Source organism: Marinomonas phycocola, from assembly GCF_047525455.1.
Taxonomy (GTDB): Bacteria; Pseudomonadota; Gammaproteobacteria; order Pseudomonadales; family Marinomonadaceae; genus Marinomonas.
Genome location: NZ_JBLIXL010000003.1, coordinates 114,404 through 135,969, shown reverse-complemented (window position 1 = coordinate 135,969; position 21,566 = coordinate 114,404). Strand labels below are relative to the sequence as shown.

Annotated in this window: 21 protein-coding genes and 4 tRNA genes; 8 read left to right on the top strand and 17 right to left on the bottom strand. The window is 40.4% G+C overall.

All coding sequences use genetic code 11. The features are described from left to right. Nucleotides 1–7: 7 nt before the first annotated feature. Nucleotides 8–1,564, bottom strand: a complete 1,557-nt coding sequence (locus ACMUMJ_RS03615) for a phosphoenolpyruvate carboxykinase (protein ID WP_414677427.1) — start codon at nt 1,562–1,564, stop codon at nt 8–10. A gap of 505 nt (nt 1,565–2,069) precedes the next feature. Here ACMUMJ_RS03615 and gnd point away from each other — a divergent pair. Next, complete coding sequence (gnd, locus tag ACMUMJ_RS03610; RefSeq protein ID WP_414677426.1) at nt 2,070–3,593, top strand: NADP-dependent phosphogluconate dehydrogenase; 1,524 nt, start codon at nt 2,070–2,072, stop codon at nt 3,591–3,593. Between the two features lie 79 nt (nt 3,594–3,672). On the opposite strand, the gene ACMUMJ_RS03605 is transcribed toward gnd, so the two are convergent. Beyond that, on the bottom strand, nt 3,673–4,389 hold the full coding sequence (locus tag ACMUMJ_RS03605; RefSeq protein ID WP_414677425.1) for an RNA methyltransferase: 717 nt from the start codon (nt 4,387–4,389) through the stop codon (nt 3,673–3,675). Between the two features lie 276 nt (nt 4,390–4,665). On the opposite strand from ACMUMJ_RS03605, the gene ACMUMJ_RS03600 reads away from it, so the two are divergent. Continuing rightward, nucleotides 4,666–5,457, top strand: a complete 792-nt coding sequence (locus tag ACMUMJ_RS03600) for an inositol monophosphatase family protein (protein ID WP_414677424.1) — start codon at nt 4,666–4,668, stop codon at nt 5,455–5,457. A gap of 331 nt (nt 5,458–5,788) precedes the next feature. Here the strand turns inward: ACMUMJ_RS03600 and ACMUMJ_RS03595 are convergent. The 9 genes from ACMUMJ_RS03595 to ACMUMJ_RS03555 all read right to left on the bottom strand — a co-directional run bounded on the left by ACMUMJ_RS03595 (nt 5,789) and on the right by ACMUMJ_RS03555 (nt 11,040). Beyond that, nucleotides 5,789–5,875 (bottom strand) — tRNA-Leu (locus tag ACMUMJ_RS03595). A gap of 61 nt (nt 5,876–5,936) precedes the next feature. Then, nucleotides 5,937–6,023, bottom strand: a tRNA-Leu gene (locus ACMUMJ_RS03590). A 31-nt stretch (nt 6,024–6,054) separates the two neighbouring features. Continuing rightward, a tRNA-Cys gene (locus tag ACMUMJ_RS03585) sits at nt 6,055–6,128 on the bottom strand. A 23-nt stretch (nt 6,129–6,151) separates the two neighbouring features. Further along, a tRNA-Gly gene (locus ACMUMJ_RS03580) sits at nt 6,152–6,226 on the bottom strand. A gap of 104 nt (nt 6,227–6,330) precedes the next feature. Continuing rightward, nucleotides 6,331–6,891 (bottom strand): CDP-diacylglycerol--glycerol-3-phosphate 3-phosphatidyltransferase, encoded by a 561-nt coding sequence (gene pgsA, locus ACMUMJ_RS03575; RefSeq protein ID WP_414677423.1) that lies wholly within the window; start codon nt 6,889–6,891, stop codon nt 6,331–6,333. Nucleotides 6,892–6,922: 31 nt separating this feature from the next. After that, a complete protein-coding gene (gene uvrC, locus ACMUMJ_RS03570) occupies nt 6,923–8,740 on the bottom strand; it encodes an excinuclease ABC subunit UvrC (RefSeq protein WP_414677422.1) in 1,818 nt (605 codons plus the stop codon). 12 nt (nt 8,741–8,752) lie between these two features. Continuing rightward, entirely contained in the window at nt 8,753–9,394 is a 642-nt protein-coding gene (gene uvrY, locus ACMUMJ_RS03565; RefSeq protein ID WP_414677421.1) for a UvrY/SirA/GacA family response regulator transcription factor, read from the bottom strand. A 79-nt stretch (nt 9,395–9,473) separates the two neighbouring features. Then, nucleotides 9,474–10,124, bottom strand: a complete 651-nt coding sequence (locus tag ACMUMJ_RS03560) for a hypothetical protein (RefSeq protein ID WP_414677420.1) — start codon at nt 10,122–10,124, stop codon at nt 9,474–9,476. A 58-nt stretch (nt 10,125–10,182) separates the two neighbouring features. Beyond that, the gene (locus ACMUMJ_RS03555) at nt 10,183–11,040 is read right to left on the bottom strand and encodes a DnaT-like ssDNA-binding domain-containing protein (protein ID WP_414677419.1); all 858 of its coding nucleotides are present in this window, start codon (nt 11,038–11,040) and stop codon (nt 10,183–10,185) included. A gap of 225 nt (nt 11,041–11,265) precedes the next feature. Here ACMUMJ_RS03555 and hpf point away from each other — a divergent pair, with 225 nt between their 5' ends. From hpf to ACMUMJ_RS03525, 6 genes are all read left to right on the top strand, one after another. Next, nucleotides 11,266–11,583, top strand: a complete 318-nt coding sequence (gene hpf / locus ACMUMJ_RS03550) for a ribosome hibernation-promoting factor, HPF/YfiA family (RefSeq protein WP_414677418.1) — start codon at nt 11,266–11,268, stop codon at nt 11,581–11,583. A 138-nt stretch (nt 11,584–11,721) separates the two neighbouring features. Continuing rightward, nucleotides 11,722–12,378 carry a Bax inhibitor-1/YccA family protein gene (locus tag ACMUMJ_RS03545; protein WP_414677417.1) on the top strand — a complete coding sequence of 219 codons (657 nt, stop codon included), beginning with the start codon at nt 11,722–11,724 and terminating at the stop codon, nt 12,376–12,378. Nucleotides 12,379–12,460: 82 nt separating this feature from the next. Further along, a complete protein-coding gene (tusD, locus tag ACMUMJ_RS03540) occupies nt 12,461–12,853 on the top strand; it encodes a sulfurtransferase complex subunit TusD (protein WP_414677416.1) in 393 nt (130 codons plus the stop codon). 18 nt (nt 12,854–12,871) lie between these two features. Further along, the gene (locus ACMUMJ_RS03535) at nt 12,872–13,222 is read left to right on the top strand and encodes a DsrE family protein (protein ID WP_414677415.1); all 351 of its coding nucleotides are present in this window, start codon (nt 12,872–12,874) and stop codon (nt 13,220–13,222) included. A gap of 2 nt (nt 13,223–13,224) precedes the next feature. Next, on the top strand, nt 13,225–13,515 hold the full coding sequence (gene tusB, locus ACMUMJ_RS03530) for a sulfurtransferase complex subunit TusB (protein ID WP_414677414.1): 291 nt from the start codon (nt 13,225–13,227) through the stop codon (nt 13,513–13,515). Between the two features lie 33 nt (nt 13,516–13,548). Then, the gene (locus ACMUMJ_RS03525; RefSeq protein ID WP_414677413.1) at nt 13,549–13,866 is read left to right on the top strand and encodes a TusE/DsrC/DsvC family sulfur relay protein; all 318 of its coding nucleotides are present in this window, start codon (nt 13,549–13,551) and stop codon (nt 13,864–13,866) included. Between the two features lie 32 nt (nt 13,867–13,898). Here the strand turns inward: ACMUMJ_RS03525 and cobA are convergent, their stop codons facing one another. From cobA to ACMUMJ_RS03495, 6 genes are all read right to left on the bottom strand, one after another. Next, nucleotides 13,899–14,639, bottom strand: a complete 741-nt coding sequence (gene cobA, locus ACMUMJ_RS03520) for a uroporphyrinogen-III C-methyltransferase (RefSeq protein ID WP_414677412.1) — start codon at nt 14,637–14,639, stop codon at nt 13,899–13,901. A 96-nt stretch (nt 14,640–14,735) separates the two neighbouring features. Beyond that, nucleotides 14,736–16,037 (bottom strand): serine--tRNA ligase, encoded by a 1,302-nt coding sequence (serS, locus tag ACMUMJ_RS03515; protein ID WP_414677411.1) that lies wholly within the window; start codon nt 16,035–16,037, stop codon nt 14,736–14,738. Nucleotides 16,038–16,138: 101 nt separating this feature from the next. Continuing rightward, complete coding sequence (crcB, locus tag ACMUMJ_RS03510) at nt 16,139–16,516, bottom strand: fluoride efflux transporter CrcB (RefSeq protein WP_414677410.1); 378 nt, start codon at nt 16,514–16,516, stop codon at nt 16,139–16,141. Nucleotides 16,517–16,549: 33 nt separating this feature from the next. Further along, nucleotides 16,550–17,911 (bottom strand): replication-associated recombination protein A, encoded by a 1,362-nt coding sequence (locus ACMUMJ_RS03505; protein ID WP_414677529.1) that lies wholly within the window; start codon nt 17,909–17,911, stop codon nt 16,550–16,552. A 2-nt stretch (nt 17,912–17,913) separates the two neighbouring features. Next, complete coding sequence (lolA, locus tag ACMUMJ_RS03500; protein ID WP_414677409.1) at nt 17,914–18,552, bottom strand: outer membrane lipoprotein periplasmic chaperone LolA; 639 nt, start codon at nt 18,550–18,552, stop codon at nt 17,914–17,916. Between the two features lie 31 nt (nt 18,553–18,583). After that, entirely contained in the window at nt 18,584–21,445 is a 2,862-nt protein-coding gene (locus tag ACMUMJ_RS03495; protein WP_414677408.1) for a DNA translocase FtsK, read from the bottom strand. Nucleotides 21,446–21,566: the final 121 nt, after the last annotated feature.

The window sequence follows — 21,566 nt, the reverse complement described above, 5'->3', positions numbered from 1 at the left end:
ATTTAAATTAAAACGTTGGGCCCGCTTTAATAATGTTTTGAGATACCCCTTCAAACTTCTTGAAGTTTGTTACAAATTGATCAATCAAACCTTTTGCCTGCTCGACATAAGCAGAGTCATCAGCCCAAGTCTTACGAGGATTCAGTAAAATAGAATCAACACCTTCAACGGATTTTGGAACCATCAAATTAATGTCTGTTAAATGCTCAACTTCTGCATCAACCAAAGCACCGGATTGAATGGCACTAATAACCGCTCGAGTTGTTGGAATACTAAAACGCTTTCCACCTTTACCATAAGCACCACCAGTCCAGCCCGTATTTACCAAGTAAACCTGACTACCAAACTCCTCAATACGTTTAATAAGCAAATCAGCATAAACATGCGCTGGTCGAGGAAAGAATGGCGCACCAAAACACGTTGAGAACGTTGACTTGATGCCACTTCCAGCCCCCATCTCTGTAGAACCAACTAATGCCGTGTAACCACTCAAGAAGTGATACGCAGCCGCTTCTTTAGACAAAATTGAGACAGGAGGTAAAACCCCCGTCAGGTCACACGTTAAAAAGATAATGGAATTTGGCTCACCGGCACGATTTCCCTCTGCACATTTATCAATGTGCTCTCGTGGATATCCTGCACGACTGTTCTGAGTCAGCGATGTATCGGTGTAGTCCGCAATGCGAGTATCTGGGTCAATGACCACGTTTTCTACAATTGTTCCGAACTTTATCGCTTTCCAAATAAGTGGCTCGTTCTTCTCTGACAAATCAATACATTTCGCGTAGCAGCCACCTTCAAGGTTAAAAACAGTATCTTTACCCCAACCGTGCTCATCATCGCCAATTAAAAAGCGTTCTTCATCGGCCGATAATGTTGTTTTACCTGTCCCAGATAAACCAAAAAACAAAGTAACATCTTTATTTGGCCCTACATTTGCCGCGCAATGCATAGGCAATACATCTTTTTCAGGCAATAAGTAGTTTTGCACAGAGAACATGGCCTTCTTCATCTCGCCAGCATAACGCATACCAGCAATCAGCACTTTTTTAGTCGCAAAGTTTAATATCACGCAACTTTCAGAGTTGGTTCCATCCTTCTCTGGATCACATACAAATGTTGGCACATTTAAGATTTGCCATTCATCTTTACTAACTGGATTATAAACATCAGGGCGAATAAATAAGTTACGGCCAAAAAGGTGATGCCAAGCCGTTTCTGTTCTCATAATTGCAGGTAAATAATATTCATCCCCTGCGCCTACATGAACATTAGACATATAAGATTCATTCTCATTTAAATAAGATTCAACTTTATTCCATAGCGGCTCAAACTTTTCTTCAGGAAATGGGCGATTGACACCTCCCCACTGAATATTATCTTTATTTACATCTTCTTCAACAATAAAACGATCTAAAGGTGAACGACCTGTACGACTGCCTGTTTCAACAACCAAAGCTCCGTTGTCAGCCAATTGGCCTTCATTATTTTCTAGCGCTTTTTCTACTAGTAGAGCGGCTGTCAAATTAGTATGTATAACTGATCGTTTATTTAGCGCATTCATGTTTAGCATTCCTCTGAACATACATTTATTAGCCACTGCGTTATGGCATTACCATTCTCAAAATAGTAACAAAAGAATCTAAAAAAAAGTATTAATATAACAAAATGTTATTTTACTACAAAATTCAAAACAAAATTTTAAAAACACATAAGTAATTGATATTTATAAAAATATATTTTAATTATGCCCCTAGATTGCTCTATAAAACGTGCTTTTGATCATTTCATACACAATAAAAAGATGCATTCTTCCTAATATGTAATTTTCTTTCTAGATAAACTACAATATTTTGATTTTTTTGCATAAAGTGTTGTTTTTTTACGTCAAAGCGCCCCCTTATAAAAATTCAAATAGTAATTTGCCAGCTCACTATCTAAAAACGTTCGTGATTCTAAATATTTGCGTATTTTTTATAATATCTTTCCTTTCACAGCCCCACCATCATAGATCTTCATGATAAAATTGAGATGAAATCCCTCTCTTTCAATTAGGTTGATCAATAACTATGTTAAATTCACATCAGAGCTGCAATATTGGTTTTGTAGGTCTTGGCGTTATGGGCAAAAGTCTCGCTCTCAATTTAGCCGATCATGGATACAAAGTTGCAGGCTTTGATCTTGACTCAAACAAGATTAAAGATGTTTTAGAAACAGAACAAAAAGAACGTAGCGCTGATTTTTCTGAGGCAAGAATTATTGGCTGCAAGACTCTTGAAGAAATGCTTCCTACACTAACAACTCCTCGCGTTATTGTCTTACTCGTTCCAGCTGGCAATCCGGTGGATGCTATTTGCCAACAACTTATCAACTCAGGACTTGAACCTAACGATATTGTTGTTGACTGCGGGAATAGCCAATGGACAGACACTATTCGCAGAGAATCAGAATTCAAAGGCAAATTAAAATTTTTTGGAACCGCCATTTCTGGCGGAGAAGTCGGAGCACGTTTTGGCCCTTCATTGATGCCTGGAGGTGATGCTGACTCATGGAAACACCTCCAACCAATGTGGGAAGCCGTTTCAGCAAAAGTCGATAAAAATGGCGCTCAGATCATTCAAAATATCCCTGGTCAGCCCGTTACAGAAGGTGAGCCTTGCACAACGTACTTAGGCCCAAATGGTGCAGGCCATTATGTCAAAATGGTACACAATGGTATCGAATACGCCGACATGCAGCTTATTTGCGAAGCGTATCATTTAATGCGCTCATTGCTCGGCTATGAACCTGAAGAGATAGGGAAAATTTTTGCACAATGGAATAAAGGCGAACTTAACAGCTATCTAGTTGAAATTACGGCTGACATTTTACAGCAATATGATAATAAAACAGGAGCGCCTCTAGTTGACATTATTCTCGACTGTGCAGGCCAAAAAGGTACTGGACGCTGGACTTCTGTAAGCGCAACTCAAATGGGCGTGCCTGCAGGCATTATTAGTGAGTCAGTCTATGCGAGAGCATTGAGCACATTAACCCAAGAAAGGGAAATCGCTGCCTCACGCTTAATAGGTGATGTTGAGCTTGGAGATATTGATCCTGAAACGGTTATAGAAGCCATCAAAAATGCACTGTATTGTGCGAAAATTTGTGCTTATGCTCAAGGTTTTCAACTTCTGCGTGCCGCTCAAACAGAATATGACTGGCAGTTCAACTTCAGTGATATTGCAAAAATCTGGCGCGGGGGCTGCATTATTAGAGCTTCCTTCCTACAAAAAATCGCCACAGCATTTAGCGATAACCCTAATTTAGAAAATCTACTATTAGCAGATTATTTCACAAACACCCTAAATGATAAGCAAAAAGGATTGCGCCAGGCCGTGGTTTTAGCCGCTCAATCAGGCATCCCAACACCTTCATTTTTCTCTGCATTAGCGTATTTTGATGGATATCGTTCTGAGATCTTACCTGCCAATTTACTGCAAGCTCAACGAGATTTTTTTGGCGCTCATACCTATGAAAGAGTCGATTCTGAAGTAGGTCAAAAATTTCATACTTTTTGGCAGGAAGAAAACCGCCCCGAAAGACCAGCTTAAAACATTACAAGTAAACAAGGCGCTGTGTGAGCGCCTTTTTACGGTATCCCACTCTATTTTAGAGTGTGCTTTTAGACATTCATTTTAATTTTTCAATTGATGTCAAAACACCTCTAAGCATCCCTACTTCATGTTGATCCAGTTGAGCACGCTGAAAAAGGCGCCTAAATCGAGTCATCACTTGACGTGGCGTATTAGGATCTAAAAACTCAGTTAACAGCATAACTTTTTCTAAATGCTCTAACATGTAGTCAACTTGCTCTACAGAGGCAGCAGGAACATCCCATTTACTTTGAACGGTTGTGTCACCAATCGCAAGCAATGATTTCATCCGTAGCTCGTATGACAATACCTGTACTGCAGCAGCAAGATTCAATGAACTAAATGACTCTATAGAAGGTATATGAACATGGTAATGACAGCGCTGTAGCTCTTCGTTAGTTAACCCTCTATCCTCTCTTCCAAATACAAGAGCGGTCTCTAACCCTTCTTTATAAACAAGGTCGGCTGCCTGTCTTGGATCAACCAAAGGCCAGGGAATGTGTCGTTCACGAGCACTGGTCCCAACAACCAACTGACAATCAGCAATGGCTTCCTCCAATGTCTCTACAACAACGGCTTTTTCAAGCAAGTCAGTTGCACCAGATGCGCGGCTTATCGCCTCTTCACTTGGAAATATTTTTGGAGAGACGAGGTATAGACGATCTAACCCCATGTTTTTCATTGCTCGTGCAGCACCACCAATATTACCAGGGTGGGATGTGTTGACGAGTACGATTCGAACCTTATTATTCATTAATATAAAACCAATTCTGCAAGACAATTTAAATTTTGCACATAGTATCAGAATTTCCTAAAAGATTTGGCACTTAAAGAGGAATAGCACAATTAACAACCAGTTTTAACTGGTTTAATGACGTGTTTTCCATTAGAATTCCGCTCAAATAATTCGCAAATAGAATGTGAGATTTAAAAGCATTCTACGAATCGAATTCATCGCTCTTTAACACTTTTCCAGTAACTTATCGTCTTTCGATAATTTGGCATCTTTTAGAAACTTAAATGGTATCTTATGCAACCAAGAATTAACGTCGCTATCAAAGCGGCACGTGCAGCTGCGGACTACATTGTTCACGTACAAGAAAAACTACTTTTTGATAAAGAGCAAGGTCAGCAACCTGATCAAGTTTATCAAACAGTGTGTCAAGGCGCAGAAAAAACCATTATTCATCACCTTGAAAAGGCCTACCCAAATGACACGATTACAGCTCGTTTAGCTGGAAGTGTTCAAAAAGGCGATGAAGGCGAATGGATCATTGACACCATTCAAGGCCAATATCTATTTACACGCGGCCTTAGTGGTCACTGTATTACAATGAGTTACGTTGTTGCTGGAAAAGTTGAACACGCGGTTATCGTCAACCCTATGACTAAAGATGAATATTTTGCCAGTAAAGGCCGTGGCGCTTATCTTAATAACTCACGAATTCGTACATCTAGCGCAAGAGACATTCACAACACGCTAGTTGCAGCACAATTTCCATCTACCGATAAAACACGTCCAAGCGCTGCTGGGCAATTCTCCATTTTCTCCCAATTGGCGGAAAAAGGCGCTCGCATCGTATCTCAAGACTCTCCAGCAATACAAATTGCCAATGTGGCAGCAGGTCGCCTTGATGCTGTTTGGGGTATCAAACTTTACGCATGGGAAATGCAGGCACCATTATTCATCGCAAAAGAAGCAGGTTGCATTTTCTCTGATTTTAATGGCTCACCAAGTATTGAAGAAACGGGGAACTTGCTATGCGCAAACCCTCGTCTATTCAAAAGCCTACTTCCAATAGTGAATAAAAATCTTAGCTAAGAAAACTAAAGACTAATGGCCTCTTTAGTTTTCAACATAACCCTCAATGTTGAATGCTCACCACTGAGGGTTTTTTGTAACTAAAAACCTCCTTCGCAACACAACCCTTAGATTTCGACACACTGAATAAATGACCAAACTCTTAGCATTGCCCCTACGCCACAGGTAAGTTAAATATTGAAATTCTGCACTGAGCTGAGCACCTCATCAAATCAGCATTCAAAAACAATAGGGGCGATAACATCAGAATCAAAATAAGAAAGGGAAACAAACTGATAGCAAAATAGAAGTATGAGGATGTGTTTTTATAGACCCAAAAAAGCACCATAAATGGTGCCCGGGACCGGAATCGAACCGGTACGATATTTCTATCGCAAGATTTTAAGTCTTGTGCGTCTACCAATTTCGCCACCCGGGCGGATTAATCGACATAAGCATATAATGCATGATCTTTTTTACATAAGAAAAAGCACCATAAATGGTGCCCGGGACCGGAATCGAACCGGTACGATATTTCTATCGCAAGATTTTAAGTCTTGTGCGTCTACCAATTTCGCCACCCGGGCACATCTATCGATGTATCCTTTTGATTATTTTTGGAGGCCGGAGTCGGAATCGAACCGGCGTACACGGAGTTGCAGTCCGCTGCATGACCACTCTGCCATCCGGCCTCAATAATAATCTATCTTTTGAATGGAGCGGGAAACGAGGCTCGAACTCGCGACCCCAACCTTGGCAAGGTTGTGCTCTACCACTGAGCTATTCCCGCGCTCAAAAGATGGTGCATATTCTATGCTTTTTATTATTTACGTCAAGCATTTAAAGAAAAAAAAGCGAAATACTTTACTACTTTAACTTTCCTTATCTAATTGATTATTTTCCATTCGACCCTGACGACGTCAGTTCAGGCCAAGCCGCTTTCATGTACACATACATAGACCAAAGTGTTAAGACAGCAGCAAGAATTAGAACGGCCTCCCCCCATATAGCCCATTCGGAATCAGGGGAACTGCCCAAAAGCATAAAAATAGACAGCATTTGCATAGCTGTTTTCACTTTCCCCACATAAGACACCGCCACGCTGGCTCTTTTGCCCATTTCAGCCATCCATTCACGAAGAGCCGATATAACAATTTCTCGACTAACGATAACCACACTGGCAACCGTCATCAATATACTACCGTAACTTTCAACCAACATAACCAAAGCCGCCGACACCATTACTTTATCCGCCACCGGATCAAAGAAAGCACCAAATGGGGTTGCTTGGTTTAATTTACGCGCTAAATAGCCATCTAACCAATCGGTAAAAGCAGCCACTGCAAATATCCCTGCGCAAGTAACATAACGACCATCCCATGGAAGGTAGTATGTTGCCACCAGAACGGGAATTAAAATAATACGTACCGACGTTAACATATTAGGAATGTTCATGAATCTTCTAAGCGCTCACTTGTAATAGGTCTCAATTTTTATGTAAAAAAGAATAAATTTCAGCGGCTTTTTTCACGCCAATACCTTTCACTTTTGCAATGTCTTCCTCACTTGCCGACAATAACTCTTGCATGCCACCAAATGCGGTTAATAAATTCGTTCTTCTCGTCGGCCCAATGCCTTCTATCCCTTCTAAAACAGAGTGACGACGTTTCTTGTCTCTTTTCTGTCTATGGTTTTTAATTGCAAACCGATGAGACTCATCTCTTATGTGCTGTATTAAATGCAATGCAGCAGAGTCAGGAGGCAACACCACCTCATCCTCTTTAGAGCCGATATAGAGAGTTTCTAGCCCTGCTTTACGCGTAGTTCCTTTAGCTACGCCAAGTAAAAATATGTTCACTAGCCCGAGTGTCTTTAATACATCCTCAGCTTGTGTTAATTGGCCCTTACCACCATCAATCAACAATACATCAGGGGCATCAATCTCACCATCTTTAACTCTTTTATAACGTCGAGTTAACGCTTGGTGCATTGCGGCATAATCATCACCTGCTGCAACACCCTCTATGTTAAAAGTACGATAACGCTTTTTGTCTGGGCCTTCTGTGCCAAAAACAACACAAGATGCCACTGTTGCCTCACCACTGGAATGACTAATGTCAAAACATTCCATACTTTTTGGAGGCTCAGCTAATCCTAAAAGTTTTTGTAGCGCGACCATACGACTAAAGTGGTTTCTCTTATCCAGCAATCTTGACTGCAAACCTTGCTCAGCGTTAAGTTTTGCCAAATCCAACCAACGCGCTCTTTGACCTCTAACCGAAAAAGTCAATTCAACCTTCTTACCTACACTGGCAAACAAAGCATCAACAAGAATCTCGCTGTCCTCTAATTCATGGCTGGTAATCACCACCTTGGGTAAATCATTATTACCTATGTAAAACTGAGCAATAAAAGTTGACAGCAGCTCACTTTCAGCCATATCGATAGGCATTTTTGGATAATAGCTCTTGCTACCGATTATTTTGCCTTGTCGCACCATCATCAGATGCACACATAAGCCACCTGGTTGTATCAACGCCGCTAGCACATCTGCGTCACCGGTCTGTCCATAGACATTCTGCTGTTCTTGGACATGCTTTAACTGAACAATCTGATCCCTTAACAAAGCGGCTTTTTCAAACTCCATTGACTTTGCAGCCTCCGTCATTTGTAAGGTAATTTCTTTTGTCAGCTCGTTATTTTTCCCCTCTAAAAACATTTTTGCATGACGAACGTCATTTACATATTCATCATCCTCAATTAAATTTACGCAAGGTCCTGAGCAGCGCTTAATTTGATACTGCAAACAAGGCCTTGAACGGTTCGCATAATAACTGTCTTCACATTGCCGTACTTTAAACACTTTCTGCATCGTATTTAAACTTTCTTTTACAGCCGTTCCACTTGGAAAAGGCCCAAATAACTGGCCTTTCGTTTTAGTAGAGCCTCGTCGAAATAGTAACGCTGGGTGATGATGTTCCGATAACAAAATATACGGATAAGACTTATCATCCCGCAATAAAATATTGTAAGGTGGACGATGTTGCTTGATTAACGTTTGTTCTAGTAATAATGCTTCTGTTTCACTTTTAGTAACCGCAATTTCTATCTCATCTATTCGACTCACCAATGCCATAGTTTTTGTCGTAAGCCCAGTGGCTCTAAAATAGCTAGAAACCCTATTTTTTAAGTTTTTAGCCTTCCCCACATATAATAAAACCCCCTTCCCATACATTCGATACACACCAGGTCTGGATGTTAAATTACTAATGAAATGCTTTGCATCAAAATCTTGCGAATTCAAACGGACTCTCTTTTAACCCATACCCAATAAATTGTATCTCATCGCTAATTTAGTTAACTCTACATCACTACTAATACTAAGCTTATCAAACATACGATAACGGTACGTGTTTACAGTTTTACTACTTAAATTCAAATGATCAGCAATTTCTTGAGGTTTTTTACAATCGATTATCATTTGGGCTATTTGCAACTCTCTGTCTGAAAGAATATCAAGAGGAGAAGAATCGTCTTTAGAGGACATTTTTGAGAGAGCCATTTTTTGAGCAACAGAACCAGTAATGTATTTATTACCTAATGATACCGCTTTTATTGCATCCAACATTTCTTTCGCTGGCGCACCTTTTGTCAAATATCCACTGGCACCCGCTTCAATTAACTTTAATGGGTAAGGATTATCGTCATGGGCAGATAATGCAATAACTTTCACTCTTGGAAACAAGCGCTTAATTTCTTTGGTCGCGCCCAAGCCGCCAATGCCGGGCATATGCACATCCATCAAAACAATATCTGGTGACAACGATTTTGCTTTTTCAATTGCATCCTCGCCACTAAAAGCACTCCCCACAACAGAAAGCGTCTTTTCATCCTGTAAAACACGAGATATTCCCGTGCTCACCAGCTCATGATCATCAACAATTAAAATTTTTAACACGCATACCACCTTGCCATTTAATACAATAACGATATTACTTATTATCTAAACCTAATATGTTGCCTCTATCATTTCAATGCTAAGAAGGTAAGTCAATCACAAACCCCAATGAAGCTAACTCACCTAATGATTTCGCTCTGTAACTAGCACGAACCGAAGTCCCTTCAGTCTTTTTTGTATAATACAGTAAAGCCGCTATTTTTGACTCAGACAAACCTGTTAGTTTTACCAATTCAGGGATAAGAGCGACTGAAATATCCTCTTGTTTGTTCTCAATTTGAGGAACTTTTGGCATTGTAAGTACCTGACCTCCAATCACTTTTTGCACTTGTTCTAAGTAAGCTTTTTCAAATTCAGGCCAACTTCGGCTTTCCTCTTCTGTTCTTAGAATATACCAACCAACCGATACTCCGGCGAAATAAATAGCAGGATGAGTCCAATTAAACTCCAAAGGGTTCATTCGACAACGACACGCTTCTACATAAGCATTTCGCGGACTCATCAAACCATATACTTTGTAAGCAGTATTAATTAGATTCAAAAACTCAGATATTGTTGGAGGCCAAGCATACGTCTCTTTAGCTCGCTCTACCGCGTATGCTAATAATGGTTCCTGAAACCCTCTGATAGCAATAGACCATTCTCGTTTCGCTAGTTTCACCTCATCAGGCGTACTGTAAGCGGATGCAAATTTATGCGTATAAATCGCCTTAAAACGAGCGAATAGCATATTCACCAACATCCTATTTTGCTGCTCTTGGGACTCACTCTGAGTAGATTCTTGGGTATTACCAGTCTGTGTCGTGAATGTTTGTGAGTGCGTCGCTAACTTTTTCGCGAGAGGTTTTAGAAGTGTGTGTGCTGCTTGTGGTTCCTTCATTAGAAGATCGATCCGATTGTTTGTATTGCCATTGGCGTTTTACATACTTAAAGAATTCACTGTTCCAAGTACGCACATTTTTACGCTGCTCTTTAATTCTAAGTAAAAACTCATCTTGCAGCTGCAATGCAAATCCCCTAGGTACACCTGATTGAAGAATTTGCTCTAATGTTGCCTCCTCTGGCTGCCATTGATCTGGTTGCCGAGTTCTTTCTTTTTGCTCTAAATACAGATCAAAATCAGTCACACCTCTTCGTCTTTCATTAGACATATGCGAGTAATTTGCATTATTTCTATTCGAAGCCATCGCCATACTATTGCTATGACTACGATCAGATTGACTCAAAGGAGGCCTATCAACAGACTCTTGTCTTAATGATTTTTTTGGCGTTGTAGCAAGCTTTTCCACTTTCTCAACCAAAGAATCAGTTTGATTCCCCCGCCTTTTTGTTGTGGTATTTGCTTGCTCAACCTCACTATTTCTATCATTACCCCGCTCTTTTGAAAACAGTTTAACCTCTATTAATGATTGCTTTTTATCAAAGGTAAGACATTGATTCAGTTGCAAACTTGATAGAACCCTCAACAACATAGGTTGGGTCCAAAAAGGTAACTGAGACAACAGATTACGAATGTCACATTGCAAAATAGACGATCGAGAAAGATAAGATTTCTGGCGCAAAAAAGCCAGTAAGACAGCCTCTTCCAAGCCGATTTCAGCGGCTAATGAAAAAGAAATAGGAAGTGAAAAATCGTATTCAGACATAGTTTACATAATAAATTATTGATCTCTGGAGTCTAACAAATAGATACTCATTTCGCACTAACACGCAGCAGGAAATAATAAATAAAAAAGTCATTATGATAATCGTTTTTTTATCGTGGATTAAAAAGTCTGTTGACAATCATTTTTTGCAATCTTATTCTGAATCTGTGCCGCAGAACAGCAAAAACAAAAAAGCGGCTCATTTTTACTATAGGAGAAAGCTGTATGTATACAATCAACATCACAGGTCATCACGTAGACGTCACTCCAGCATTAAAAGATCACATCAATGAAAAATTCGACAAATTATCTCGATTAAGTGACCAAATAACAACTGTCCAAGTAACCTTACTGCAAGACAGTCATGAACAAAAAGCTGAGGCAACCATCCACCTTCCAGGAAAAGATTTATTTGCAGCAGCCGTATCTGAAGACAGGTTATTTCACGCGATAGACTCAATGGTTGATAAACTGGCCAGACAAATAGACAAACATAAAACCAAACAATCTGCTGGACACCATAAACCAACAGTAGCATTGTAATACGTTCATACATTATTTATTTTTAAAAAAACGTCGTCTTAAGGATGACGTTTTTTTTATATCATTTATACTTGAGTTTCTGTCTTCTAACCCCACAATAAAGTTAAGAACGATTTAATATTAACTGGAGCGTAAATAATGCGTTATAACGATGCTATAACTAATCAACCGTCCGAAGCCATAAACAAGACGCTAAGAAGTACGTACAGCTTATTAGCAATGACATTATTCTTTAGTGCATTTACGGCTTTTTTAAGTATTTCATTGCAACTTCCTCACCCAGGATTAATCATCACCTTGGTGGGTTTCTATGGTTTGTTGTTTTTAACTCATAAATTCCAGAACAGTGGCTTAGGCATTATTTTTGTTTTCGCTTTAACTGGCTTTATGGGTCTAACGATTGGACCAATAATCAGCATGTACCTTAATCTTCCAAACGGTGGATCAATGGTCATGACAGCATTTGGTATTACTGGATTGTCGTTTTTAGGCCTTTCAGCTTACGCCATTGCCACTAAAAAAGACTTTAGCTTTTTAAATGGCTTCCTGGTAGTCGGCGTATTCGTTTTAATCGGTGCAATGATTGCCAATATATTTTTACAAATGCCTGCTCTGCAAATTTTCCTTTCTGCAGGTTTTGCACTTTTCTCTGCCGCTATGATTTTATGGCAAACAGGAGAAATTGTACGCGGCGGTGAAACAAACTATATTATTGCCACTGTGAACCTGTATGTGTCTATATACAACATGTTCTTAAGCGTATTAAGCCTTTTAGGCATGGCGAACGATGACTAACTCTGTCGCTCTGCTATAAATACCAACAAAAGGGGCTTACAAGCCCCTTTTGCTTATCTTGTTAAAAGGCCACACAAACCTTATGCAATATACTATATTTATTCAAGGATCCCCCCTCTCCTCCAAAGCATGCCATTCAGCCTACACATTTGCAAAAGCACTGGTTAACTCAAACTTACATACTATCGAAGGTGTTTTTTTTTACGAAGACAGCGTTCTAATAGCAAATGCATTAGCTCAGCCACCTAGAGATGAAGCACATATCAGCAACCTATGGAAAGAACTGGCAGAAAAACATTCTATTGACCTGTATGTCTGTATTGCAGCCGCAATAAGGCGCGGCATTATAAATGAATCTGAAATGTCTCGTTATGAGCTTGATCAATACTCATTGGCGACTCCGTTCCAACTGGAAGGGTTAGGAACATTGGTACAACTAATGAACACTTCTGATAGAACCATAACGTTTCGTTAATTAGACGGACTCCTTCTTATGAACTCTTTTTTAATTCATATTTCCAGCTCTTCGTTTGTTGGTCTATCCGCAAAAGAAGGTTTAGACTTAGCATTAGTGATGGCAACGTTTGAACAACCCATCGACCTTTATTTTGGTGGGGAAGCCCTTTCAATTCTAAGTAGCAATCAAAAACCCGAACAAATTCATGGTAAAAACCTCTCCAAAGCCTTACCAAGCTTAGAGTTCTACGACATTGAGAACATATACGTTTGCAGTGAAGATATCAGTGAGCTTCAACATGACAACCTATGGGACGGCATTAGCATACTCAACACTGAATCATGGAGTCAAAAACTGCAAACTTATGAATGTATTTTGAGATTTTAGCTATGCGATTACACCAGATAAACAAAGCAAATTATTCATCCTCTATAGAAAGAGACATTATCTACAGCATAGCGCCATCAGATAAAGTCCTTTTAATCGAAGACGCCATCATTCGGTTAATGAATAAATCAGACCCTTTGCTCAATCTCATCCATCAAAAAAAGATCGATATGTATGCCTTGGAATCTGACCTCAAAGCATATGGAGCGGTGTTACCAACTTATATTACACCGATTACTGATCTAGAGTGGGTAGCACTTACCAGTGAATGCAACCATCACATAGCTTGGTAATGCAATTTAGACTTTTATTGAGGAATAAAATACATGTTTGATCACGTTAATTTGGACCAGGAAGGTTATTTACTTGATTTATCACAATGGTCTTCAGAGCTCGCGATACACATAGCGGAAATGGAAAACATTGAATTAACACAGGCACACTGGGAAATCATCCACCTCTTAAGAGCGTTTTATCAGGAGTACGAACTCTCCCCCTCTATGCGCCCTTTAACAAAAGCGGTGGGTAAAAAACTTGGTAGCGACAAAGGCAAAAGCATTTATTTGATGAAGCTTTTCCCAGGAAGTCCACCTAAATTAGCAGCAAAAATAGCAGGTCTACCAAAACCCGCTAATTGTATTTAAAACATTTATCAAACTTCATAACGAAGTAAAGACTATTGATTAAACCAAGACAATGTTTTTTGTAATAACACAACCTCACCAATAATCAATAAAGCAGGGGACTTAACCTCATTATCGATCGCTAATTGGGCGACATGGCTTATATCAGAAGCAAACACTCTCTGCTGCTTAGTGGTTCCTTTTTCCACAATAGCCACAGGCATAGACTCAGACATTCCAAAACGCTGTAGAGACGCACTGATTTCAGTTAACCCAGTAAGTCCCATATAAATAACCAATGTTTGGGCAGGATGAACCAATTCCTCCCACGGAAGCTCTGTCGTCCCATCCTTAAGATGACCCGTCAAAAAGCGAACTGACTGAGCGTAATCTCGATGTGTCAAAGGAATACCCGCATACGCAGCACATCCAGCAGCAGCCGTTACCCCAGGAATGACCTCGAAAGAAACACCCTCTTCAACTAGTTCTTCAATTTCTTCGCCGCCACGTCCAAAAATAAACGGGTCACCCCCTTTTAAACGAACGACATTTTTTCCTTCTTTCGCTTTTTTAGCCAATAATGAGTTAATTTCGTTTTGCGGCAAACTGTGCAAAGACTTTGCTTTACCAACATACATTTTTTCGGCAGTGTCAGGAATCAATGCTATGATCTCTTCATCAATCAAACGGTCGTACAAAACAACATCCGCACTAATAAGTAACTTATGCGCTTTTAAAGTTAAAAGCTCTGGGTCACCAGGGCCCGCCCCGACCAAGTAAACTTTTCCACTCATATTACTAATTTCTCTTTATCAGATTTGACATGAAAAGCTCAACAAGCGCTTTTCATGTCAAAACGCACAACACAATGTGTCATCACTTTCTATTGATTAAGCTAAGCGCAACTCCGTCTTCCCACCCATATATGGCTGCAAAACGGTAGGAATACGAATACTGCCATCTTCGTTCTGGTAATTTTCTAAGATGGCCACTAACGTCCTACCTACAGCCAAACCAGAGCCATTTAAGGTATGAGCCAACTCCGGACGTCCTGTTACAGGGTTTCTCCAGCGAGCTTGCATTCTACGTGCTTGGAAATCCCACATATTAGAGCAAGAGGAAATCTCACGATACTTAGCTTGACCTGGTAACCACACTTCAATGTCGTAGGTTTTATGAGCAGAAAAACCTAAATCACCACCACATAAGATAACAGTACGATACGGTAACGCTAACTTTTGTAAAATGGCTTCAGCATGTCCAACCAACTCTTCTAATGCCTCTTCAGAACGATCAGGTCGACATACATGAACCAATTCTACTTTTTCAAACTGGTGCTGACGGATCATGCCCCGAGTATCTCGACCATAACTTCCCGCTTCACTACGAAAGCAAGGAGTATGAGCAACAAACTTACGATGTAAATTCTCATCTGACAAGATGTCATCGCGAACGAGATTCGTAACCGGTACTTCTGCCGTTGGAATTAGATATAGATCGCCGTTTCCGCTGTCTTTATCGACTGGGACTTTAAACAAATCTGCTTCAAATTTAGGAAGTTGTCCCGTGCCTCTTAATGATTGTTCATTTACTAAGTAGGGAACATACACCTCTGTATACCCATGCTCATCAGCATGCGTATTAATCATAAACTGAGTTAAAGCTCGGTGCAGACGAGCCAATCCTTGCGTCATAACAGCAAAACGAGAGCCAGTAATCTTTACTGCGGATTCAAAATCTAACATGCCGAGTTGCTCTCCTAAATCGACATGATCTTTTACTTCAAATGAACGCTCTGCTGGATTCCCCCAGCGACGCACTTCAATATTATCGTCCTCATTCGCACCTTGAGGTACAGATGAATGAGGAAGGTTTGGAATGCCTGCTAACAAATGATCCATTTTGTCTTGAATAGCATTTAACGCATCTTTCGCCCTAGAAAGATCGTCCCCTAATGTCGAGGTTTTCGCCTTTAGTTGCTCTGCCAATGCTTTGTCGCCCGACTTCATCGCCATACCAATTTCTTTCGATACAGAGTTTCGAGATTGCTGCAATTGCTCTGTTTCAATTTGAATGGCTTTACGCTGTTCTTCAAGCGCAACAAATGTTGCAACGTCCAAAGTATAGCCTTTGGTCAACAATTGCTTTGCAGCAGCTTCAGGGTCAGTTCTCAGTGCTTTAATGTCTAACATTGCGGCAAAATATTCCTCTAATAAATAAATCTAACAACTGTGAAAAATCACTAATCATTACATTTGAAAAAATAAATTTAAGTATTATAAAACTTAATAATTTATAGGGCTCTAGCAATAAAAATGCCTATTGCCAGACCCAACACACTCAGTAGGCAGCTTAATAATAAATAGCTTAATGCACTTAGCCAAGCCTGCTGATTAATAAGTGAGACAATTTCTAAAGAAAATGTTGAAAATGTTGAAAATGCACCTAAAAAGCCCACCATAACAAGTGGCCGATAAGATTCCATGCTTGGCATTCGCTCTGTAATGATAACAAAACAAATCCCCATCAACAGACTACCAATAACATTAATACTCAGCGTCGCAATCGGAAAAACCGTTTTCACATGGTGGTTAATCAAAGTCGATAGCCCAAAGCGACTCATAGCACCAAAGCTTCCACCCAAAGCAACCATTAAATACGTTAATAACAAATAAAAACCTACCTTGTACGTGAAAAAGTTGTGTCACTCTAAATTATCATCGAAGGTCTTATCTCTATAGCGAATTTGAGAACTCTGTTGATCCAAACTTTTTAACCACGCCATTTTTTCGCTAATTTTCTTTTCTAATCCTCGATCGTTTGGCTGATAAAACGTTTGATCCATTATTTCTTCTGGCAAATATTTCTCTCCAGCCGCATAAGCATAGGGCTCCGAATGCGCATAACGATAATCCTCACCATGGCCCATGCTCTTAGCCAAAGATGTCGGTGCATTACGCAGGTGCTTAGGCACATCATAACTAGGCTGGCTCGACACTTCTCTCATAGCACTTTTAAAGGCATCATAAACGGCATTACTTTTAGGAGCGCAAGCCAAATAAATGGTCGCTTGAGCAATAGCACGATTGCCCTCTCCCGGCCCAACTCTTTCAAAGACATCCCAAGCCGTCAGAGCAACCTGCATCGCTCTTGGATCCGCATTACCAATGTCTTCAGAAGCAATGGCCAACAACCGGCGGGCAATATACAAAGGATCACAACCGCCATCCAGCATTCGAGCCATCCAGTACAGAGCACCATCTGGAGATGACCCTCTAACTGATTTATGAAATGCTGAAATTTGATCGTAAAAAACATCCCCCTTATTATCAAATTGTCGAAAGGATGCACCTAAAACATCCTCAATGTTTTTTTCATCCACACGATTATTGACCGCAAGATCCGCCACTATTTCAAGAAAGTTTAACGCTCTACGAATGTCACCATCAGCCGCTCTAGAAAGAGTATCAATGTATTTATCTTCTATTTGTATGGAGCGAGACCCTAAACCTCTTTCGCAATCTTCCAAAGCACGCACCAAAACCGACTTTACCTCTTCAACAGAAGGCACCTGTAAACGGTACACTCTTGCTCTAGATAACAGCGCTGAATTTAATTCAAAAGCGGGGTTTTCGGTTGTCGCACCAATAAATAAAAAAGTGCCATCTTCAATATGAGGTAGAAAAGCATCTTGTTGTGACTTATTAAACCGATGAACTTCATCAATAAAAAGAATGGACTGTTTACCAGTAAGTAACGTATTTTGCTTTGCCTTTTCTACCGCAAGACGAATATCCTTAACACCAGACATCACCGCAGATAAAGTGAGAAAATGAATATTGAGCTGATGAGATAACAGTTGAGCAAACGTGGTTTTGCCCACCCCCGGACTGCCCCATAATATAAAAGAATGACAGCGACCACTTTCAATCATTTTCCTTAAAGGCTTTCCCTCGCCAATTAAGTGAGATTGACCAACGTATTCCGTTAAGTCTTGCGGCCTCATCCGAGCCGCCAGCGGAATAAAAGAAAGTTCACTTTCTTGCCCAGAAAATAAATCCATAATGACTATTCTTCTACAAAGACATCAATGTTGTCAGGCAAGTCAACCACAAAATTTTGTTCAGAGACACCTTCATGCTCTTCAATTGACTTAAATTCAATCACCGTTGTTTGATCTAAACTGTCTTCAATACTCATTGCACTAATCACATGGCCTTTGAACGACAAGGTTAAGCTCGTAAATAGCCCGTCTTCTGATAAAGGGATCAAACGAAAACGCTGCTGCCCAAGATGCGCCACTTCATAAAAAGGCAAGACTTTCAACGCCGATTGTCCCAGTAAGGCTGCGGGAGATTGACCTAACGTATTATCAACTCTTCTTCTCGTTGCTTGTTCTAAATCTACATCCCAAATGGTCAACCATTGACCATCCGAAATGATTCTTTGAGGAAACGGTTTGATGGTATCCCAAACAAAACGATTCGGGCTCGCCAACATAAATACTCCCTCACTGAGCTGAACCTGATCTCCAGATGACTCATAAGTCACTTGAAGAAATTCGCCTTCAATGTTTCTGTTACTCTCCAACAATTCAGCTAACAAAGATTCCGTTTTTGACACACTGCTTTCTTCTGCAAAAACGGACAAACAAAACACAGAGAAAAAAGTGATCAGCGTTTTTGACAACAACCATTTATAACTCATTAATCATTCCCTACTTTAGAACACTTTATTTTTAAGATTCAGGTATCAATACTTCGCGCTGCCCATTTGCCCCCATCGGGCCAACCAAGCCAGCAGACTCCATAGACTCAACCAAGTTTGCCGCCCTGTTATATCCTATTTTGAGACGCCTCTGTATTGACGATATAGACGCTTTACGCGTTTCAATCACAATTTTTACAGCTTCATCATATAAAGCATCCTTATCTTCGGCATTGCCCGTTGGAGACATTAGATCTTCTGGATTAACCACCACACCCTCTATATAGTCTGGCTCTCCACGTGCGCACCACGCTTCTACAACCGCATGCACCTCTTCATCCGACACAAAAGCACCATGCACTCGGATTGGCGTTGGTAAACCCGCAGGTAAATACAACATATCACCCATTCCTAATAACTGATCTGCACCACCTTGATCCAAAATGGTTCTTGAATCAATTTTTGACGAAACTTGAAATGCCATACGCGTTGGAATATTCGCCTTAATCAAACCAGTAATAACGTCAACTGAAGGCCTCTGTGTCGCTAAGATTAGGTGTATCCCTGCGGCACGCGCTTTTTGAGCAATCCGCGCAATTAATTCTTCAACCTTTTTACCCACTATCATCATCATGTCTGCAAACTCATCAACAACAATAACAATGTAAGGTAACGGCTCAAGTAACGGAACCGTTCTAGGAACACCGTCCAGAGAAAACATGGCTTCATGATCTGGCTGCCACAATGGGTCTTCTAACGGGTGGCCAGATTCAATCGCATCTCTGACTTTTTTGTTATAACCCGCAAGGTTCCTTACCCCTAACTTCGACATCAATTTGTATCGACGCTCCATTTCATCAACAGACCAACGCAGCCCATTCGCAGCATCTTTCATATCGGTAATGACAGGCGTTAATAAATGAGGAATACCTTCATAAATAGAGAGTTCCAACATCTTGGGGTCAACCATGATCATACGAACTTCATCAGGCGTTGATTTAAGCAACATACTCAGGATCATGGCATTAACACCAACAGACTTACCTGAACCCGTTGTACCTGCAACCAACACGTGTGGCATTTTTGCCAAATCTACAACAACAGGCTCACCTGAAATATCATGCCCTAAAGACAATGTCAGAGGCGAGGATGAATTATCATAAGCCTCGCAATTGATGACTTCACTAAAATACACGGTGTCACGAACTTGATTCGGAATTTCAATACCGATCGTTGATTTCCCTGCAATCACTTCAACGACTCGTACGCTCATCACACTTAAAGAACGTGCTAAATCTTTCGCCAAATTCGTAATTCGAGACACTTTCACACCGGGTGCTGGTTGAATTTCAAAGCGCGTAATGACTGGCCCTGGATTCACTTCAACCACTTCTGCTTTCACACCAAAATCTTGCAAACGAAGCTCAAGTAACGCAGAAAGATCAATTAATTCTTCTTCTGTGTACCCTCCCTTCTTAGGTTTAGGTGCAGTCAAAACCGATCTATCAGGCAATGTATAAGATGAATTCTTTATTGTCGGTTGCGCTGTTTCCACCCCACCAAGATTTTCAAGCTGTTTCGCTTCAGATAATGTTCGAACTGCAGGTTTATTATGATCACTAACTGTCTTTTTATTATGACTAATCGCTTTATCAGAGTCACTAACAGGCGCTGGCGGTTCTGGAGGCTGCGATGGCTTTTGCTCTGTGGATGACACTTGTTTCATAAGCTGATTTTCAGTATCACCTTTTTCAAACACCTTTTGCTCACCCATAACTTTACTTATTGCATTCCGTTGCTTTGATTCTTTAATTGATCTATTGCTTTCACTTTCTCTACCCTCAACATACAAGGTGTCTTCAACATCAATGTCCAAGTCACCTAGAGAAAACTCTTCTGAATCGTGAGGTGCAATAAACTCATTCTGCTCTAGCTCCCCAATTTCAAAATCATGAGAACTGTCCATTCTCGAAAGAGGGGCTGCCGTTTTTTCTTTACGAAAGCGATTAAGCAAAGCCCCCATAAGAGACTCTTTTTCTTCTTGATCATTCTCTTCGTAATCATCATCGGTACTTTCAGGAAGCACAGGGTCAATTTCATCCAAAGAAACGTCGTTAGCATCGACTAATTCAGCGCTTTTCTTATTTCTACGAAGTTTTCGAAACAACGCGGGTTCATCTGTATTATGTTGATTAAAGAGCGTCGCTTTCTCAAAACTAATAGGCAGCTCATCGTCATCAACGGAACTGCCCTCAACCATCTCTGAAGTTTTGCGTTCTTTACGCTCTTGATAGCCTAAATATAAGCGGAAACAGACATTAGAAATACGCTCACCAATATTTTCTGCCAATGTCATCCACTGGAGTTGCAGCAACAAAGTCAAGGATAAAAACCAAATAGCTAAACTAAATAATGTTGCGCCATCATAACCAACCCAATGAAATAATAAATCACCTAACGCACTGCCGAGAATACCACCAGTACCGTATTGATAAGCAGAGCTACCAACAGTATGTAAAAAACTTAAAACCGTACCGGAAGACAAATACAAAATGCTACCGACAGTGCAAATTAACGTCTGAAACAGCGGGGATAAACGATGATCATTTCGCCAAACAACAAAAACCACGCAAAGAAACACAACAGGAAGAGATAAAAATAGGGACCCGAAAAAAGCGGAACTGACGTCCGCAATAAGAGCGCCTAACACCCCCATAGAATTCTGAATAACGCCACTGCCACCCGAATAGAACCAACCAGGATCTTCCGGATGATAAGTATAAGTCGCCAAGCTAAAAAAGATAAAAAAGACTAAAGCCGAAATAAACGCAGCTTGCTTAGCAAACAGCTCCCATATAGGTGATCGTCCAGACTCACTCAAACTTTCTGACAAAATTGCCTCACATTTAGTTTTGTATTTGAAATTTTCTTTTATTGTCTTACTTAAGATACTAAGGAAAAGTTTACCACAAAAAAAACCAGCCCGAGGGCTGGTTTTTAGCGTTTACTAAGAA

What these genes read in the sequence shown, in the direction of transcription:
- ACMUMJ_RS03605 (WP_414677425.1), bottom strand. Translation starts at nt 4,389, where the DNA reads ATGAATAATAAGGTTCGAATCGTACTCGTCAACACATCCCACCCTGGT.
- pgsA (WP_414677423.1), bottom strand. Translation starts at nt 6,891, where the DNA reads ATGAACATTCCTAATATGTTAACGTCGGTACGTATTATTTTAATTCCC.
- tusD (WP_414677416.1), top strand. Translation starts at nt 12,461, where the DNA reads ATGCAATATACTATATTTATTCAAGGATCCCCCCTCTCCTCCAAAGCA.
- ACMUMJ_RS03615 (WP_414677427.1), bottom strand. Translation starts at nt 1,564, where the DNA reads ATGAATGCGCTAAATAAACGATCAGTTATACATACTAATTTGACAGCC.
- ACMUMJ_RS03560 (WP_414677420.1), bottom strand. Translation starts at nt 10,124, where the DNA reads ATGCTATTCGCTCGTTTTAAGGCGATTTATACGCATAAATTTGCATCC.
- cobA (WP_414677412.1), bottom strand. Translation starts at nt 14,639, where the DNA reads ATGAGTGGAAAAGTTTACTTGGTCGGGGCGGGCCCTGGTGACCCAGAG.
- hpf (WP_414677418.1), top strand. Translation starts at nt 11,266, where the DNA reads ATGTATACAATCAACATCACAGGTCATCACGTAGACGTCACTCCAGCA.
- ACMUMJ_RS03555 (WP_414677419.1), bottom strand. Translation starts at nt 11,040, where the DNA reads ATGTCTGAATACGATTTTTCACTTCCTATTTCTTTTTCATTAGCCGCT.
- ACMUMJ_RS03600 (WP_414677424.1), top strand. Translation starts at nt 4,666, where the DNA reads ATGCAACCAAGAATTAACGTCGCTATCAAAGCGGCACGTGCAGCTGCG.
- ACMUMJ_RS03545 (WP_414677417.1), top strand. Translation starts at nt 11,722, where the DNA reads ATGCGTTATAACGATGCTATAACTAATCAACCGTCCGAAGCCATAAAC.
- ACMUMJ_RS03535 (WP_414677415.1), top strand. Translation starts at nt 12,872, where the DNA reads ATGAACTCTTTTTTAATTCATATTTCCAGCTCTTCGTTTGTTGGTCTA.
- serS (WP_414677411.1), bottom strand. Translation starts at nt 16,037, where the DNA reads ATGTTAGACATTAAAGCACTGAGAACTGACCCTGAAGCTGCTGCAAAG.
- ACMUMJ_RS03525 (WP_414677413.1), top strand. Translation starts at nt 13,549, where the DNA reads ATGTTTGATCACGTTAATTTGGACCAGGAAGGTTATTTACTTGATTTA.
- tusB (WP_414677414.1), top strand. Translation starts at nt 13,225, where the DNA reads ATGCGATTACACCAGATAAACAAAGCAAATTATTCATCCTCTATAGAA.
- lolA (WP_414677409.1), bottom strand. Translation starts at nt 18,552, where the DNA reads ATGAGTTATAAATGGTTGTTGTCAAAAACGCTGATCACTTTTTTCTCT.
- gnd (WP_414677426.1), top strand. Translation starts at nt 2,070, where the DNA reads ATGTTAAATTCACATCAGAGCTGCAATATTGGTTTTGTAGGTCTTGGC.